This window comes from Achromobacter sp. KK8, assembly GCF_054188005.1.
The window spans coordinates 1015986-1033805 of sequence record NZ_CM135178.1 but is presented as its reverse complement, the minus strand read 5'-3'; the positions used below and the strand labels follow the sequence as shown (position 1 = coordinate 1033805).

Sequence of the window (17820 nt, the reverse complement as noted above, 5' to 3'; positions counted from 1 at the left end):
CCTATAACCACGGGCCGGCGCGCCCCAGGGGCTTCCCCGCCGCGAGCCGCCTTCACGTTTTAACGATTCCACATGCAGCCCACTCAAGCACAGGACTCCGACCCGCAGCGCGCCGCGCCCAGGCATTCGCTTTCGGCGGGCGTGGCCGACGCGCTGGCCGAGCAGATCCGCCAGGGCACGCTGGCGCCCGGCGACCGCCTGCCCACCGAGAAGCAATTGACCGAGATCTACTCGGTCAGCCGCGCCGTGGTGCGCGAGGCGCTGGCGCGCCTGAAATCCGAAGGCTTGATCACCTCGCAGCAAGGCAGCGGCGTGTTCGTCGATCCGAACTTCCAGCGCAACGCCTTCCGCATCGCCGCGCCCACGCCGGGCGACAACCAGGACCTGGAACACATCCTGGAGCTGATGCTGTCGATCGAAGTGACCGCCGCGCGCTACGCGGCGCAACGCCGCACCGAACCCGACCTGAAGAAGATGCGCCAGGCGCTGGTGGGCATGGAGTACGCGCTCATCAACGACAAGCTGGGCGACGAAGAGGACTACCAGTTCCACCAGGCCATCGTGCAGGCCACGCACAATCCGCACCTGGTGGCGCTGAACGACTATCTGGAAGCGAATGTGCGGCGCGTCATCCGCAGCGCGCGCAACAACACGGCGCGCATGTACGCCGAGCGCATGGCGGCGGTGCAGAGCGAACACCAGGCGATCTTCGCGGCCATCGAGGGTGGGGATTCCGATGCCGCCGGCAAGGCCGCCGAGCAGCACCTGCGCAATGCCGCCGACCGCCTGCGGCTGTTCCAGGCGGAACGTTCGCCGCCGGTCTGACGGTCGCCGGCCCGTCCCGATTCACGCGGGGCCGGGGGCGGCATGGCGAGGCGCCGCGTTCAGGCGAAGGTCTGTTCCATTTCGCGGCGGAACTGCACGGCGGCCGAACGATCGTCGTATTCCACGTCGCTCCAGCGGATCGCCTGCGACTGCCGCACCGCGTGCTTGAGCTTGACCTGGTGCGACAGGCCCAGCGGCAGGTAGCCCTCGTCGACCGAATCGCGCGCCGGCATCAGCCGGCCATACACGGTGTAGCCGCCTTCGCCGTCCAGCAACTGCCCGGCCTGCAGGTCGCGCTTGGCCGTGGCCACTACATCGCCATGCCAGCCGGCCGGCGCGCCGGTAGGCTCGCGCCGCAAGCCGACGCTGGCCACGCTGATGCCCAGTTCCAGCCCGATCAGGTGATACGGCTTGTACATGGCGGTGTAGTTGCCGCTGGGATCGGTGACCAGGCCGTATTCCTTGAAGCAGCGGCGCACGTAGTCGCTGTCGGCCGCCAGCGTCACGTACACGCCCCAGCGCAGGTCGCGGAACACCGGCCGGCCGTCGCGTTCGAGAGAGGAGATCACTTCCACCTGGCCGCGATGATGCAGGATGCCGCCATCCTCGCGCGGCCGCAGCACGCGCGCCAGGTCGTCCACGCCGCAAGGCGGAAAGTGCAGGCCGGACGGCGAGGGCAGCAGCCCGGTGGCGTTGGAGACCGCGGCCATCTCGATGGCGCTCTTGGTGCCGTCCAGGAAGCTGTTGAACATCTGCGCGTTGAAGTCGCCGGCCGCCACCATCTCGGCGGTGAAGCCGTAGTAGGGCCAGACGGTGTCGGGCGTGGAAGTATGGAATTCGGGCAGGTACTTGGTGCCCTTGCCGGCCGCCATCACCTCGAAGCCGCTGGCGCGGGCCCAGTCCACCATTTCGCAGATCAGCGCCGGCTGGTCGCCATAGGCCAGCGAATAGACGATGCCGGCTTCGCGCGCGCGGCGCGCCAGCAGTGGCCCGGCCAGCGCGTCGGCCTCGACGTTGACCATGATGATGTGCTTGCCGTGCTCGCAGCAGGCCAGCACGTGGCCGATGCCGGCGGCCGCCTGGCCGGTGGCGTCGATGACGATGTCGACGTCCGGACTGGCGATGACCGCGTGGGGATCGTCGGTGAAATAGACTTTGCCTTGCTTGAGGGCGTCGCCGGTGCTGGCGGCGTTGAGCGCCGTGGCCGGCCAGCCGACCCGGGTGAGCGCGGCGCGGGCGCGATCCGGGGTCAGGTCGGCCACGGCCACCAGCCGCATGCCGGGCGTGCGCGGGGCCTGGCTCATGAACATCGCGCCGAACTTTCCGGCGCCCAGCAGCGCTACGCGCAAGGGCTTGTGATCGGCTTCTCGCTGCTTGAGCAGGCGGTGCAGATTCATGGTGCAGGCTCCTCCAGGGTGTGGGGATACAGCACCACAGAATAGCCTCAACCCCGGCCGCTGAACAGGGCCGGCCACCCGGCCGTCAGGATGTCATCCAGGCGTCATTCGTCGGCCGTATACAGCTCGCCGGCCAGCACGTTGCGCCAGTTGCTCCAGGTGATCCGGGGGCGGTCGGCGACGCCGCGGTTGTAGGGCGCGTCGAACAGGACGTGCTTCCAGCGCGGCTTGACCGCGCCCTGGATCAGGGGCTTGTCGTCGATCAGCAGGTTGCCGTGCACCAGGGTCTTGTCCTTGGTCAGGATCAGCCGGTTGGTGGCCTCGCGGCCCAGGTGTTTCTCGACCCACAGGTATTTCTCGGCGACGCAGTTCTCGAACTGCGACAGGGGCGAGGTGCAGATGCGCACGTCCATGCCCAGCGCCAGCAGTTCCTTCACGGCCTCCAGCGCTCCCGGCACCGGCGGCAGGTTGCGGATGAACCCGGGCGCGGTGTAGATGGCCTCGGCCATGCCGCGCAGCTCGGGCGCGTAGTCTTCGCGGATATAGAAGGATTTGCGGTCCTCGAACGCCACCGGCGCGATGTCGGGATGGCGCGCGCGCCAGGCATCGATGAAGGCGTGTTCGAAGTCGGCCAGCACGCCGTCTTGGTCGAGCAGGATGATCATAAAGATCCTAAGTCGTTGCGACGCGCTCGATTGTGCCAGAGCGCCGGCGAGTAGCCTCAGCCCGGTTGCGGTTTCGAGCGGGCGACGACGCGGTAGCGGCTGCCGCCGTCGGTGGATTCGGATGCCACCAGCACCATGCGGTCGTAGTGCCAGGTCAGGGGCGGGGGGGCGTCGGCGGGTGGGTCGTTGCGCTCGATGTTGCGCAGCAGCGTGACGTGGGGGCGGAACGGCTGGGCGGGCGGCACGAAGCCGAAGGCTGACAGCCACAGCCACAGGCCGTCGTGGCTGGCCTGGAGCGAAGCCGGGGTCTGCGCGGGGCCGGCCCAGAGAATGCGAGGGCGGGCGAAGACGCCGTAGCGGTCGAGGGTGACGGTGCCGGGTTGCAGGCGGTGGTAGGGGGTGGCGTCGATGAGTTCGTCGGCGATTTCCTTTTCCACGGAGCCCAGGAAGGCCAGCGTCATGTGCAGGGTTTCCGTGCGCATGGCGCGGCCGCGGCTGTGCGGTTGGGCTTGAGTGGCCCAGGTGGACAGCGTGTTGGCCAGGGGGGTGTCGGGCCAGAGGGCGTAGAAGAGGCGGATGGGCGACATGGCGGAGATTGTAGGGGTTGTTAGGTGTCGCGAGGGGGTGTGGGTTCTTGAGGCGCGCGTGGCGGGGTCGGTGGGGGATGGCGGGGCTACGATTGCGGTCCGGAGCGTTCGCTCCGGACTGCCCCTTCGTCATCCTCGTACGCCTTCGGCTCCCTACGGATTCCCTCGGGCGCATCTACACGCCCCGCCATCCCCCACCGACCCCGCCACTCGCTCGCGATGAGGCTTAGCCTCGGGCGTTGGGGCGAGCGGTGTGCTTGGCGTGTTGGCGCACATCGGGGCTGGAGAGGAGGGTCTTGCGGAGCCCGCCGCAAGCCGGCCGCGCGGGCGGCCTTTTGCGGCTTACGCGATGTCTTGCGTCGGAATGATGACGCTCTCGCGTGTGGGAGAGACCAAATCGCTTGCTATTGAAAGCCTGTTGGCACCCCGCCTGTTTGTGGTCGGCGCGAGAGGTCGTCACGCGCAACATGCCTTATGCCGCGCCGACCACCACCGCCCCTCCCCCTGACGTGCGGAATCATTAGAAAACCGCTCGCCACCAGCGCGCAGCGCACCCGCAACACTTTCAAATGCACAGACGCTCATCGTGGCCGCCCGCGCGGCCGCGATGGGCAGCCCTGTAGATTCCCTTCCCCGCACACAGGTCTAACAGCGCGACAAGCCTAGACGCTCGCAGCCCCTCGGGCGGGCGGACCCGATGGCGGGCAACCTCGATGCGCCCGACGGAATCCGAAGGAGTCGCCGAAGGCGAGGACGAGGATGAGGATGGGGAAGTCCGGAGCGAACGCTCCGGACCGCAATCGTGGGCGCCCGCCATCGGGTCCGCCCGCCCGAGGGGCGACCTACGAAGACCGACTCATCATCGCCAACAGCAGCCAACGCAATGCTCGAGCAATGAACAACTAACGATTAGCCGCCACAGCCTCCGCCCCAGGCACCGGATTCCCCCACCCGCCGCCGATCGCCCGAATCAGATCCACCGCAGACCGCGCCTGCTCACCGCTCAACTGCACCGCCACCCGTTGCTGCAGCAGCACACTGCGATCAGCTTCGATCACGTCGAGATAGCTGATCGAGCCTTCGCGGTATTGCGTGTGCGACAGCTTCGCGGCGCGGGCCGAGGCTTCCACCGCGGCGTCCTGCGCGCGCGTCTGGTCGGACAGGATGCGCAGGTTGGCCAGGTTGTCCTCGACTTCGCGGAACGCGTTCAGCACCGTCTGGCGGTAGACCGCCACATCTTCCTCGTACACTGCGCGGGCGCGGTCCAGGCCGGCCTGGCGGCGGCCGCCGTCGAAGATCGGCATCGACAGCGCGGCGCCGACCAGCGGACCCAGCAGGAACGTGCGGCTCGACCATTGGAACAGGTTGCCCAGTTCCGACGACTCGTAGCCGAAGGCGCCCGTGATGTCCAGGCGCGGGAAGAACGCCGACTTGGCGGCGCCCACGCGGGCGTTGGCGGCGGCCATGGCGCGTTCGGCGGCGGCGATGTCGGGACGGCGTTCCAGCAGCGTCGACGGCAGGCCGGCCGGGATCGACAGCGCCACCTTTTCGATCGGCTTGGGCGGCATCGCGAATTCCGACGGCGCGCGGCCCAGCAGCACGGCCAGCGCGTGTTCGCCGGCGGCGCGGCGGCGGTCGATGCCCAGCGCCTCGGATTGCGCCGAGGCCAGTTCGGCCTTGGCGCGCGCCAGGTCCAGCTCGCTGATGTCGCCCGCGTCGTAGCGGCGCTGGATCAGCTGCAGGGTCTCGGTGCGCAGTTGCACCGTCTGGCGGTACAGCGCGGCTTCGGCATCCTGTTCGCGCACCAGGAAATAGGTGGTGGCGACGTCGGCCTGCAGCGCCAGCAGCACCGAGCGGTACAGCGCTTCGCTCTGCTGCGCGTCGGCGGTGGCGGCGTCGGCGGTGGAGGCGACGCGGCCGAACAGGTCGGCCTCGTACGACACCGTGCCTTGCGCGCGCCAGGTGGTCACCGGCCGCGTCGACGTGCCGTCGGGCAGGCCTTGCGATACGGCCGAGGGGCGCTGGCGATTGGGGCCGAAGGCGGCGTCCAGGCTGGGGAAGAAACCGGCGCGGGCCTCGCGTTGCAGCGCGCGCGCCTGGGTCAGGCGGGCGGCGGCGGCCTGCAGGTTCTGGTTGGCTTTGTGCGCCTCTTCCTGCAGCTGGTTCAGGCCTTCGTCGCCGAACACTTTCCACCATTCGCCGCGCAGCGCTTCCTCGGACGGCTGGGCCGGTTTCCAGGTGCCGGCTTCGGCGGCGGGCAGCGCGGCTTCCTTGTAGGCCGCCGGCGTGGCGGCCGCGGGCCGTTCGTAGGTCGGGCCCACCGCGCAGCCGGCCAGCACGAGCAGGACGGCAAGCAGGGCGGAACCGCGGATCAGTCTTTTGGTCTTCATGACGATTCTCTTGGGCGCGCGCCCCGCCGTGCGGGACGGGGCGCGCTGGCTATTTTTTTCCAGGCCGGATCAGGCGTTGTGCTGCGTGGCGGGCGGCGCGTTCGGGTCGATGTGCGGCATGCACACCGGCGCCTCGTGCGGCGCGGCCGAGTGCAATTTCTTGCCGCCCATCGAACGCAGCAGCACGTAGAACACCGGCGTCAGGAACAGGCCGAACAGGGTCACGCCGAGCATGCCGAAGAACACCGCGACACCCATGGCGTGGCGCATTTCCGAACCGGCGCCGGACGACAGCACCAGCGGCACCACACCCATGATGAAGGCGATCGACGTCATCAGGATCGGACGCAGGCGCAGGCGGCTGGCCTCGATCGCGGCTTCCAGCGGCGTGCGGCCGTTCATTTCGAGCTCGCGGGCGAATTCCACGATCAGGATCGCGTTCTTGGCCGACAGCCCCACCAGCACCATCAGGCCGATCTGGGTGAAGATGTTGTTGTCATTGCCCGTCAGATACACGCCGGTCAGCGCGGCCAGGATGCTCATCGGCACGATCAGGATCACGGCCAGCGGCAGGGTCAGGCTTTCGTACAACGCGGCCAGCACCAGGAACACCAGCAGCACGCTGATCGGGAACACCCACAGGCCGGCGTTGCCCGCCAGGATCTGCTGGTAGGTCAGGTCGGTCCATTCCAGCTTCATGCCGCGCGGCAGGGTTTCGGCGGCCACGCGCTCGGCCGCGGCCTGGGCCTGGTCGGACGAGTAGCCCGGCGCCGGTCCGCCGTTGATGTCGGCGGCGGTGTAGCCGTTGTAGCGCACCACCATTTCGGGGCCGAAGGTCTGCTTGACGGTCACCAGCGACGACAGCGGCACCATGTCGCCGGCGGCATTGCGGGTCTTGAGCTGCAGGATGTCATCGGCATGCGCGCGGTACTGCGCGTCCGCCTGTGCCCGCACCTGGAACACGCGGCCGAACCGGTTGAAGTCGTTGACGTACATCGAGCCCAGGTAGATCTGCATGGTGTCGAAGACTTCCGTCACCGGCACGCCCAGCTGCTTGGCCTTGACGCGGTCCAGGTCCACGTCCAGCTGCGGCACGTTGATCTCGTAGCTGGAGAACGCGGGGCCGAGCTCAGGCGCCTGGCGCGCCTTGGCCAGGAACGCGGACTTGGCCTTGTCCAGTTCGGCGTAGCCGGCGGCGCCGCGGTCCTCGATCTGGAACTTGAAACCGCCCAGCGTGCCCAGGCCCATCACGGGCGGGGGCGGGAACACGGCGATGAACGAGTCCTGGATGGCCGCGAACTTCTGGTTGAGCGAAGCCGCGATGGCGTTGCCCGACAGCGCGGCGCCCTTGCGCTCGTCGAAGGGTTTGAGCATCACGAACACGATGCCGGCGCTGGAACTGTTGGTGAAGCCGTTGATGGACAGGCCCGGGAAGGCGATGGCGCTCTGCACGCCAGGTTCCTTCAGGGCAATGTCGCTCATGCGGCGGATCACGGCGTCAGTGCGGTCCAGCGAGGCGCCGTTGGGCAGCTGGGTGAAGCCGATCAGGTACTGCTTGTCCTGCGCCGGCACGAAGCCGCCCGGCACCAGGTACGACACGCCGATGGTGGCGGCAACCAGCACGGCATAGACGCCCATGGCGCCGGCCTTGCGGCGGATCACGCCGGACACGCCCACGCCGTAGCTTTCCGAAGCGCGGCCGAACATGTTGTTGAACCAGTTGAAGAAGCGGCCGAACACGCGGTTCATGCCCCGGGTCAGCCAGTCGGGCTTGTCGTGGTGGCTCTTGAGCAGCAGGGCCGACAAAGCGGGCGACAGGGTCAGCGAGTTGAAGGCCGAGATCACCGTCGAGATGGCGATGGTCATGGCGAACTGCTTGTAGAACTGGCCGGTCAGGCCGGTCATGAACGCCAGCGGCACGAACACCGCGCACAGCGTCAGGGCGATGGCGATGATGGGGCCGCTCACCTCGCGCATGGCGCGATAGGTCGCGTCACGCGGGCTCAGGCCCGCGGCGATGTTGCGCTCGACGTTCTCCACCACCACGATCGCGTCGTCGACCACGATCCCGATGGCCAGCACCATCCCGAACAACGACAGGGCGTTGATGGAATAGCCGAACATCAGCAGCAGGCCGAACGTACCCACGATGGACACCGGCACCGCCAGCAGCGGGATGATGGACGCGCGCCAGGTCTGCAGGAACAGGATCACCACCAGCACCACCAGCGCGATGGCTTCCAGCAGCGTGTGCACCACGGCCTCGATACTGGAGCGCACGAACTGGGTCGGGTCGTATTCGATGCGGTATTCCACGCCCGGCGGGAAGTCCTGGGCCAGCTCGGCCATGGCGGCGCGCACCTGCGAGGACACGTCCAGCGCGTTGGCGCCCGGCGATTGCATGATGCCCATGCCCACCGCCTGCTTGTTGTCCAGCAGCGAACGCAGGCCGTATTCCTGGGCATCCAGTTCCACGCGGGCCACGTCCGACAGGTGCGTCACGGCGCCATCGGGCGAGGTCTTGAGGATGATGTCGCGGAATTCCTCTTCGGTCTGCAGGCGGCCGCGCGCATTCACGTTCAGCTGCAGCGGCACGTCGCCCAGGGTCGGGGACGCGCCGATCACGCCAGCGGCGACCTGCACGTTCTGCTCGCGGATGGCGGCGACCACTTCGGCGGCCGTCATGCCGCGCTGCGCCACCTTCTGCGGGTCGAGCCACACGCGCATCGAGTAGTTGCCCGCGCCCCACACCGTCACTTCACCCACGCCGGTGATGCGCGCCAGGCGGTCCTTGATGTTCAGGATCGCGTAGTTGCGCAGGTAGGTGATGTCGTAGCGGTCGTTGGGCGAGATCAGGTGCACCACCAGCGTCAGGGTGGGCGAGCTCTTGGTGGTCGTGACGCCCAGCCGCTGCACGTCCGGCGGCAGGCGCGGCAACGCCTGCGACACGCGGTTCTGCACCAGCTGCTGCGCCTTGTCCGGGTCCACGCCCAGCTTGAAGTTGACCGTCAGCGTCAGGTTGCCGTCGCTGTTGGCCTGCGACTGCATGTACAGCATGTTTTCCACGCCGTTGATGGATTCCTCCAGCGGCGAGGCGACGGTTTCGGCGATGACCTTGGGGTTGGCGCCCGGATACTGCGCGCGCACCACCACCGAGGGCGGCACCACTTCCGGGTATTCCGAGATCGGCAGCTGGAACATGGCCAGCAGGCCGCCCAGCAACACCAGCACGGACAACACCCCGGCGAAGATCGGCCGGTCGATGAAGAATTTCGAGATATTCATGAACGTTCTCGTTCTGCTTTGCGGTTCACCGGCGGCTTAGTTGGCGGCCGCGGTCTTGACCGGGTTGCGTTGCGCCGCGACCATGGGCACCACGGTCGGGCTCACGGCGTCGCCGGGGCGCACGCGCTGCAAGCCATTGACCACGATGCGTTCGCCGGCGGCCAGGCCGGAGTCCACGACCCGCAGGCCTTCCTGGTTGGCGCCCAGCTTCACCTGGCGGTAGTTGGCGTGATTCTTGTCGTCCAGCACCAGCACGTAGCGCTTGTCCTGGTCCGTGCCGATGGCCTTCTCGTCGATCAGCACGGCGCTGCGCGGTTCGCTGCCGCCCAGGCGGATGCGGGCGTACAGGCCCGGCAGCAGGGTGCCGTCGGCGTTGTCGAACTCGGCGCGCACGCGGATGGTGCCGGACGTGGCGTCCAGGCGGTTGTCCACCGATTGCACGAAGCCGGTGCGCGAGTAGCCATCCTCGTTGGCCAGGCCCAGTTCGACCGGCACCGAGCCGGCCTTGCCGTTGCGGGCGGGGTTCACGTACTTCAGGAAGGTCTGCTCGTCGACGTCGAACGAGGCGTACATCTTGGAGACCGACACCAGCGTGGTCAGCGGCACCGAGGCGGCGCCGGCGGCGACCACGTTGCCCACCGTGACTTCCGCGCGCGACACGCGGCCGGCGACCGGCGCTTCGATGCGGGTGTAGCCCAGGTTGAGCTTGGCATAGTCCAGCGCGGCCTGCGCGCCTTGCAGGTTGGCCGCGGCTTCACGCGCGGCGTTCTGCTTTTCCTCGAAGTCGCGACGGGCGATGGCGTTGTCGGCCAACAGGCGCTGGCCGCGGGCCAGTTCGGTGGCCGTGTACGAGGCGCGGGCCTTGGCGGCGGTCAGGGCGGCGGCGGCGCGGTCCACCTCGGCCGCGTAGGGGCGCGGGTCGATGGTGAACAGCACGTCGCCCTTCTTGACGATGCTGCCGTCCTGGAAGTGCACCGCGGTCAGAGTGCCGGACACCAGCGGGCGGATGTCCACGCGGTCGATGGCTTCCAGCCGGCCGGAGTAGCGTTGCCAATCGACGATGGTCTTGCTGACCACTTCGGCCACCTCGACAGGGGTCGCGGCGGGCGCGCCTTGCGCCTGGGCCGCGTTGGCGCCGGCGGGGGCGCGAAACAGGGCATAGCCACCGCCGGCCGCGATGACGGCCGCGAAGACGACGAGCACAGCAATACGATTACGCGAAACCATGATGTTCCTTGATGGGTGATGTCGGGGTGAAGTGCGCTTGCCGTGACCGCGACGGGGGCGGGTTGGCGGCGGGGCGGGCATCGCGGCGGGTCTGTCAGTCCTGAAACACCGATGTCATATTGCAGTGCAACATGCAACGCGGTTACGTTTCCCTGGTGGAACCCGCCTTTTTTTGGGGGACGGGTTATACCGGGATCGGAATCTGAGGATTGACAGGCCCTGGGATGGCGCCGGGCGGCACGGGCACTTCAAGATGCTTTGCATTCTGAGTGTTTTGCCGGCGCGGATAAACACGTCTATCTCGGCAACACTGTTCGGCAGATTTGTCTAATCTCGGACGAATTCGGGTTATGCTCCGTACACCCCGACCAAATTGCCCTTAAAGGACACCGTCGCCATGGACCGTTTTCAGGCTATGCAGGTGTTTGTGCGCGTCGTGGACGCCAATAGTTTCACCCGGGCGGCCGACAGCCTCTCGCTTCCGCGCACCACCGTCACCACCATCATCCAGAATCTCGAACGCCTGCTGGGCGTGCGCCTGCTCAACCGCACCACGCGCCGCATCGGCCTGACGCCCGACGGCGCCGGCTACTACCAGCACTGCGTGCGCATCCTGGCCGACGTCGAGGAAACCGAGGCCTGTTTCCAGGAAGCGGCGCTGCGCTTGAAGGGCCGGCTGCGCATCGATGTGCCGACCTGTATCGGCCGGCTGATCCTGATTCCCTCATTGTGTGATTTCCACGACAAGTACCCCGATGTCGAGCTGGTGCTGGGCATGGGCGACCGTCCCGTCGATATGGTGCAGGAGGCGGTCGACTGCGTCATCCGCGCCGGCGACCTGGAAGATTCCAGCCTGGTGGCGCGCCGCATCGGGACCCTGCAGACCGTGACCTGCGCCTCGCCGACCTACGTCGCGCGCCATGGCATGCCGCAGACCATCGAGGAACTGCGCAACCACCACGCCGTGCATTATTTCTCCAGCCGCACCGGCCGCAACTGCGCCTGGGACTTCAAGATCGACGGCAAGCACCAGGAAGTGGACATGCGCGGCACCGTGGCGGTGAACGAGGCCGGCGCCTACCTGGATTGCGGCCTGAAGGGTTTCGGCCTGATCCAGACGCCGCGCTACATGGCGCTGCCCTACCTGCAGTCGGGCGAGCTGATCGAGGTGCTGCCGCAATGGAAGCCCAGCGCCACCGCGATCTCGGTGCTGTATCCGCAAAGCCGCCAGCTGTCGCCCAAGGTGCGCGCCTTCGCCGACTGGGCGGCGGAACTGTTCGCCAGCTGCCCGCTGCTCAGCGGCCGCGACGAGACCGATCCGGCCGCCGCCAGCTGCGGCGTGTTCCAGCAGCGCCAGATCAGCCAGGCCAAGCAGATGGCCGTGGCCGGCGTGGCCGCTGCCAACGACCCCATGCCGCGCCGCCGTACCGCGCGCGAAGAGGCCGCCGAATACGCGCTGTAAGGCAGGCCGTGTCCGAGGTGGCGGGCCCGCGGGTCCGCCACGCCCGCAATTTGCCGGCAAAATCCCGGAACACCGGGAAACCCCGTAGTAAATACAGGGCTTGCGTCCCTCGTATTTCCCGAAACGTCTGTATAGTCCGACAGTCAAAGCCTCAACGCATTCACTGTCGATCCGCTCTATGCAGCCTGTACTCCCCGCTTACCTGATCGCCCGTTGGCTTTTGCTGCTCGTTTTGTTGGCGGGGGTGTATTTCCTCAGCGGCTTCCTGGTGCCGGCGCTGGCCGCGCTGATCATCGGCCTGGCCAGCTGGCCCCTGTACCAGCGGCTGGTCGCGCGCTGCGGCGGCCGCACCGCGCTGGCGGCGTCGCTGGCCCTGCTGGTGGTGATCGTGGTGCTGATCGTGCCGTTGTCGCTGGCGCTGTCGTACGCCATCAAGGAGGCCAGCACCTTCTTCGCCTGGGCCATCGCCGCCAATCGCCATGGCGTCGCGGTCCCCAACTGGATCACCTCGATGCCCGTGGTGGGCGACCGGCTCTCCGAATACTGGCAGGCCTATATCGGCCAGCCGCATGCGCTGGGCGCGCTGGTCGAGGCCGTCAGCGGCGAACACCTGGGCAATATCTACCGCATGGTGCTTGCCGCCACCGGCAACGTGTTCCAGTTGCTGCTGACGGTGCTGTTCATGCTGATCACGCTGTTCTTCGTCTACAAGGACGGCATGCGCATGGTGGCGCAACTGGACGTGCTGGGCGAACGCATCCTGCCGGCGCGCTGGCAGCGTTTTTCGCGCGTGGTGCCGGCCACCATCAATTCCACCGTCACCGGCATGGGCCTGATCGCATTGGGCGAGGGCGTGGTGCTGGGCATCGCCTACTGGGTCGCCGGCGTGCCGTCGCCGGTGCTGCTGGGCGTGGTCACCGGCTTCATGGCGTTGATTCCCGGCGGCGCGCCGCTGTCGTTCACGCTGGTGTCGCTGTACCTGGTCGGTTCCGGCCATGTGGTGGCGGGCATCGCGTTGATGGTGTGGGGCAGCGTCGAACTGTTCATCGTCGACAAGACGCTGCGTCCGCGCCTGGTGGGCGGGCCGGTCAAGCTGCCGTTCCTGCCGACCTTCTTCGGCCTGGTGGGGGGCGTGAAGACCATGGGCATCGTCGGGCTGTTCGTCGGCCCGGTGCTGATGGCGCTGCTGGTGGCCGTGTGGCGCGAGTGGGTGCACCACGAGGAAGCCGAGCGTGACACCGCCCGCCTCCGGGCCGCGGCCCCGCCCGACCAGACGCCGGCCGCCGGCCCGCGTATTTAGGTGTAATCTAGCTCTCCCCGCGCTCGCCGGCGCCTCGCTCGGCACGCGCCTGCCCTGTGCGCAGACGCTTTGCAGCTTACGCCGCGGGGTCTGAGGGGGTGGCAGGTTCATCATGTCCGCGTCGTTGCAAGAAGATGAGTTAGCGGTCCTGCGCGAGCAGGGTTTCGTGGTCGCGCGCCAGTTCGCCGACCCGGCCGAGGTGGCGGCGCTGCGCGCGCTGGCCGAGCGCCATCTGCGCGAGCACGTGGCGCCCATCGAATACGAGGCGGACCTGCGCTATCCCGGCGCGCCCGAGTCGCGCAACGCCGAAGGCGGCCTGACGGTGCGGCGCCTGCTCAGCGCCTATGGGCGCGATCCCTTGTTCGCGCAATGGGCCACCAACGCGCGCATCGGCCAATCGCTGGCGCGCTATTTCGGCGAGACGCCGGTGCTGTCCACGGTGCACCACAACTGCGTGATGACCAAGCATCCCGCCTATGGCAGCCTGACCGGCTGGCACCAGGACATCCGCTATTGGTCGTTTTCCGATACCGACCTGATGTCCTGTTGGCTGGCGTTGGGCGACGAGAACTGGGACAACGGCGGCCTGTCGTTCATTCCAGGCTCGCACGCGGCGGCGTTCAAGCCGGCGCAGTTCGACGAGCAGAAATTCTTCCGCGATGACGCGCCCGAGAACGCCGCATGGATCGCGCGCGCCGTCTGTCCCGAGCTGCGCGCCGGCGACCTGGTGTTCTTCCATTGCCGCACGCTGCACGCGGCGCAGGGCAACCGCAGCGACCGCGTCAAGCTGTCACTGGTGCATACCTACCATCCGCAGTCCTGTCATCCGGTGCCGGGCACGCGCTCGGCCAGCCAGCCGGGCGTGCCGTTGGCCGCATGACGGCGCTCGCGGCAGCGTGAGGGCCGGTCCGCCGGCGCACGGTTGAGGGCAGCTCGATCGCGCGTGCCGCGCTATGTGGTAATTGGGATCTGCTACTAATAATTGAATTACAATTAAATCGCGTGCGATACGCGCGATTGCCGCCGGCAAGACGGCCCGCGCTTCCGATTCGCGCGCGCTCCTTCTTTCAAATAGGCTGCTCCCGTGCCCAAAAACAAGCCCGACGATACGGACAAGACGCAGGCGGCGACCGAGACCCGGTCTTCGCTCTTTGTAGGCTCGACCGAAAAAGCCTTCCAGGTGCTGCACGCCTTCGACGGCCCGAAACGCCACATGACGCTGGCCGACATTGCGCGTGCCTCGGGCCTGGACCGCAGCGCGACGCAACGCCTGGTCTACACGCTGGAAACGCTGGGCTATCTGCGCCGCATTCCGGACACGCGCAATTACGGACTGACGCCGAAGGTGCTGCAGTTCTCGTACAACTACGTGCGCGCCAATGAGTTGATCGACAAGGCGTCGCCCTATCTGCTGGACATCAGCCGCACGCTGGGCGAAACCACCAACCTGCAAGAACTGGACGGGCACGAGATCGTGTTCGTGGCCCGCTTCCCAGGGCATCACCTGGTCAATGTGGACATCGCCGTGGGCAGCCGCCTGCCGGCGTATTTCACCGCGTCGGGCACGGCGATCCTGTCACGCCTGTCGGACGAGCAGCGCCGTGAAATCCTGTCGCAGACCCGCCTGGAGCCGATCACGCCCTACACGGAAGTCAATCCCGACAAGCTGCTCGAACGCGCGCAGCGCGTGGCCGAAAAGGGCTACGCGATCATCGTGAACGAAACGGTGCTGGGAGATATTTCGGTGGCGGCGCCGGTGATCGATCATCGGGGATTGGCGGTGGCGGCGATCAACATTTCCGTGCCGACGACGCGATGGACCGTGGCCAGGGTCGAGGCGGAGTTGGCGCAGCACGTGCAGGTGGCGGCCACGTCCATCTCCAAGTCCAAGTTCTCGGCGTATTCGAGGTAAGGGCCGGGCGCGGTCGATCGATTGCGCCCAATCCTTCCCGAATCGCCTGTCTCAAACGCCTTCGAACTCCGCCAGCAAGGGCTTGACCACCGCGCGCAAGGACGCCTGCAGGTCGGCCCCGGGCTGCACCAGGGGATCCAGCACTTCCGGCGCATCGACGCCGATGAGATCCATCACCGACTTCATCGGTCCGGGATTGGTCTCGGCGAACGCAAGGTTCATCAGGGGGATCAGGCGACGGTGCAGCAGCATGGCGTCGCGCGTGCGGCCTTCGGCGGCCAGGTCATAGACCTTGCGCCAGGCCTTGGGCAGCAGGCTCGCCGTCACCACGATCCCGCCCTGGGCGCCGGCGGCCAGGTGAACCGGCAGCAGCGTGTCTTCGCCGCTGAACACGGCGAACGATTCGTCCACGCCGGCCACCGTGCGCAGGAAGTGGTACATGTCCGTGTTGCAGGCCTTCATGCCGATGATGTTCGGGTGGCGCGACAGTTCGTGCAGCACTTCGGGCGCGATCGCGATGCGGGTGCGGTACGGGATCTCGTAGATCATCACCGGCAGCGGCGATGCGTCGGCGTAGCGCAGGAAGTACTCGCGGATGCCGGCCTGGGTCGGGGTCGTGTAGTAGGGCGTCAGCACCATCAGCGCGTCGGCGCCCGCGTCGGCGAATTCGCGGCCGGCCTGCAGGGCGTCGTGAAAGCCCGGGTCCAGCACGCCGGGAATCACCGGCACGCGCTTGGCCACGGCGTCCACCGTCAGTTTGCACATGCGGATGCGTTCGGCCCGCGCCAAAGCTCCGTACTCACCGGTGCCGCCGAGCGGCACGATGCCGTCGATGCCCTGCTTGAGCAGGTAGGCGATCAGCGCCTGGGCCGCCGGGACGTTGATGGTGTCGTCGGCATTGACCGGGGTGGGAATCGCGGGAAACACGCCGCGCAGTTGGCTTGCATTCAACATGGGAAAATCCTGATGGAAGGGAAACGGCGCCGCGCCTCAGCCCGCCAGGCTGCGGCGGCGCAGCCGGTCGGCGAGCCAGATCAGCGCGGCGATGAAGATAAACAGGCAGGTGGACACGGCGGCGATCACCGGAGAGATCTGCAGCGTCACCTCGTCCCAGAATTGCTTGGGCAGGGTGGCGTTCAGGCCGCCCGAGGCGAACAGCGCGATCGTCAGTTCGTCGAACGAGGTCGCGAAAGCGAACAGGAACGATGACATCAGCCCCGCGCCGAGGATCGGGAAGGTCACGAAGCGCAGCGTCGACCAGGGCCCCGCGCCCAGGCTCTGCGCCGCCAGGTCCAGGCGTGTGTCGTAGTTGCGCAGCACCGCCATCATGGTGATCACCACGTACGGCACCGCCACCACCGTGTGCGCCAGGATCAGGCCGACGGTCGACCCGACCAGGCCGACGCGGGCGAAGAAATAGAACATGCCCACCGCGATGATCATGCGCGGCACCACGATGGGCGACAGCACGAAGGCCAGCATGGCGGACTTGCCGCGCATGTCGGCGCGCACCAGCAGGAAGGCGGCCGGCGTGCCGATCAGCATGGCCAGCAGGCCGGTGCCAACGCCCACGACCAGCGAGCGCGTGATGGCCTGCATCCACACCGGCGACGTGAACATCTGCTCGTACCATTGCAACGAAAAGCCCTTGGGCGGCCAGGTCAGGCCGGACCCCGAATCGAACGACAGCGGGATCATCAGGAAGGCGGGCGCGGACAGGAAGGCCAGCACCGCCAGCACGATCCACCACAGGGTGCGCGATTGGCCGGTGCCTGACACCGAACGGCGCAGGCGCGAGGGCAGCAGCGAGAACAGGCGGTCGGACAGCGCGGCCAGCAGGTCCAGCAGGGCCTCGCCCGCGCGGCGCGCCAGGCCGGGCTTGGCCGAGACGCGGGGGCGCGACGCGCCGGCGCCGGTCATGGTCGACAGGCCCAGTATGCGGTCGTACAGCGCGAACACCGCCAGCACCACCACCAGCAGCAGCACCGACACCGCGCCGGCGAATTCCCAGTTCATGGTCTGCTGCACCTGGTCGATGATGATCTGGGTGATCATCGTCTCCTTGCGGCCGCCCAGCAGCGCCGGGGTGATGAAAAAGCCGATGGCGGTGACGAACACCATGATGGCCGCGGCGGCCACGCCGGGCATGGACAGCGGGAAGTAGATCTTCCAGAACGCGGTGCCCGGGCGCGCGCCGAGGGTGGAGGCGGCGCGCGGCAGGTTGCGGTCGATGTTCTCCATGACCGACAGCATTGTCAGCACCGCCAGCGGCATCAGCGCATGCACCATGCCGACCAGCACGCTGCCGAAGTTGTAGAGCAGGTTGGCCGGCGCATCCAGGATGCCCAGCGCCTGCAGCATCTGGTTGACCACGCCGTTGCGGCCCAGCAGCACGACCCAGGCGAAGGTGCGCACCAGGAAGCTGGTCCAGAACGACAGCAACACCCAGAACAGCAGCGACGTCTTGCGCCGGGCCGACAGGCTCGAGATCAGGTAGGCGACCGGGTAGCCGGCCACCACGGCAAAGAAGGTCGTCCAGAGCGAGATCTTCAGCGTGATGAGCAGCACGTTGACGTACACCGACGACTCGAACAACCGGTGGTATTGCGTCAGCGAGAAACCCTGGTCGCCGTAGAAGCTCAGCAGCAGCAACTGGCCGACCGGATAGATCAGCAGCACCAGCAGCAGGATCACCAGCGGCGCGGCCATGAGGAAATGGCGGCGGCCCTGGCTCATGCGCTTGCGGGGAGGGGCAAGGGGGCTCATGCGG

The 17820-nt window shown here is 67.6% G+C and carries 13 protein-coding genes; 5 read left to right on the top strand and 8 right to left on the bottom strand.

The window, feature by feature from the left end:
* Nucleotides 1-72 precede the first annotated feature (72 nt).
* Nucleotides 73-825 carry a FadR/GntR family transcriptional regulator gene (locus ACVN9Z_RS04710; RefSeq protein WP_006386232.1) on the top strand — a complete coding sequence of 251 codons (753 nt, stop codon included), beginning with the start codon at nt 73-75 and terminating at the stop codon, nt 823-825.
* Between the two features lie 59 nt (nt 826-884).
* Here the strand turns inward: ACVN9Z_RS04710 and ACVN9Z_RS04705 are convergent, their stop codons facing one another.
* The 6 genes from ACVN9Z_RS04705 to ACVN9Z_RS04680 form a co-directional block, all read right to left on the bottom strand.
* Nucleotides 885-2222, bottom strand: a complete 1338-nt coding sequence (locus ACVN9Z_RS04705; RefSeq protein WP_006386233.1) for an NAD(P)H-dependent oxidoreductase — start codon at nt 2220-2222, stop codon at nt 885-887.
* A gap of 104 nt (nt 2223-2326) precedes the next feature.
* Complete coding sequence (locus ACVN9Z_RS04700) at nt 2327-2887, bottom strand: 5'-3'-deoxyribonucleotidase (protein WP_006386234.1); 561 nt, start codon at nt 2885-2887, stop codon at nt 2327-2329.
* Nucleotides 2888-2943: 56 nt separating this feature from the next.
* A complete protein-coding gene (thpR, locus tag ACVN9Z_RS04695) occupies nt 2944-3474 on the bottom strand; it encodes an RNA 2',3'-cyclic phosphodiesterase (protein ID WP_054507906.1) in 531 nt (176 codons plus the stop codon).
* 902 nt (nt 3475-4376) lie between these two features.
* Nucleotides 4377-5864, bottom strand: a complete 1488-nt coding sequence (locus ACVN9Z_RS04690; protein WP_006386236.1) for an efflux transporter outer membrane subunit — start codon at nt 5862-5864, stop codon at nt 4377-4379.
* A gap of 69 nt (nt 5865-5933) precedes the next feature.
* A complete protein-coding gene (locus ACVN9Z_RS04685) occupies nt 5934-9149 on the bottom strand; it encodes an efflux RND transporter permease subunit (RefSeq protein ID WP_006386237.1) in 3216 nt (1071 codons plus the stop codon).
* A gap of 36 nt (nt 9150-9185) precedes the next feature.
* On the bottom strand, nt 9186-10376 hold the full coding sequence (locus ACVN9Z_RS04680; protein WP_006386238.1) for an efflux RND transporter periplasmic adaptor subunit: 1191 nt from the start codon (nt 10374-10376) through the stop codon (nt 9186-9188).
* A gap of 397 nt (nt 10377-10773) precedes the next feature.
* On the opposite strand from ACVN9Z_RS04680, the gene ACVN9Z_RS04675 reads away from it, so the two are divergent.
* From ACVN9Z_RS04675 to ACVN9Z_RS04660, 4 genes are all read left to right on the top strand, one after another.
* Nucleotides 10774-11838, top strand: a complete 1065-nt coding sequence (locus tag ACVN9Z_RS04675; protein ID WP_020926131.1) for a LysR family transcriptional regulator — start codon at nt 10774-10776, stop codon at nt 11836-11838.
* A 178-nt stretch (nt 11839-12016) separates the two neighbouring features.
* A complete protein-coding gene (locus ACVN9Z_RS04670; RefSeq protein WP_049055582.1) occupies nt 12017-13138 on the top strand; it encodes an AI-2E family transporter in 1122 nt (373 codons plus the stop codon).
* A 112-nt stretch (nt 13139-13250) separates the two neighbouring features.
* On the top strand, nt 13251-14018 hold the full coding sequence (locus ACVN9Z_RS04665; RefSeq protein ID WP_006386241.1) for a phytanoyl-CoA dioxygenase family protein: 768 nt from the start codon (nt 13251-13253) through the stop codon (nt 14016-14018).
* 204 nt (nt 14019-14222) lie between these two features.
* Nucleotides 14223-15050, top strand: a complete 828-nt coding sequence (locus ACVN9Z_RS04660; RefSeq protein WP_006386242.1) for an IclR family transcriptional regulator — start codon at nt 14223-14225, stop codon at nt 15048-15050.
* Nucleotides 15051-15101: 51 nt separating this feature from the next.
* On the opposite strand, the gene dapA is transcribed toward ACVN9Z_RS04660, so the two are convergent.
* Nucleotides 15102-16004 carry a 4-hydroxy-tetrahydrodipicolinate synthase gene (dapA, locus tag ACVN9Z_RS04655; RefSeq protein ID WP_251200263.1) on the bottom strand — a complete coding sequence of 301 codons (903 nt, stop codon included), beginning with the start codon at nt 16002-16004 and terminating at the stop codon, nt 15102-15104.
* Between the two features lie 36 nt (nt 16005-16040).
* The gene (locus ACVN9Z_RS04650) at nt 16041-17816 is read right to left on the bottom strand and encodes an ABC transporter permease subunit (RefSeq protein ID WP_054448652.1); all 1776 of its coding nucleotides are present in this window, start codon (nt 17814-17816) and stop codon (nt 16041-16043) included.
* Nucleotides 17817-17820 lie beyond the last annotated feature (4 nt).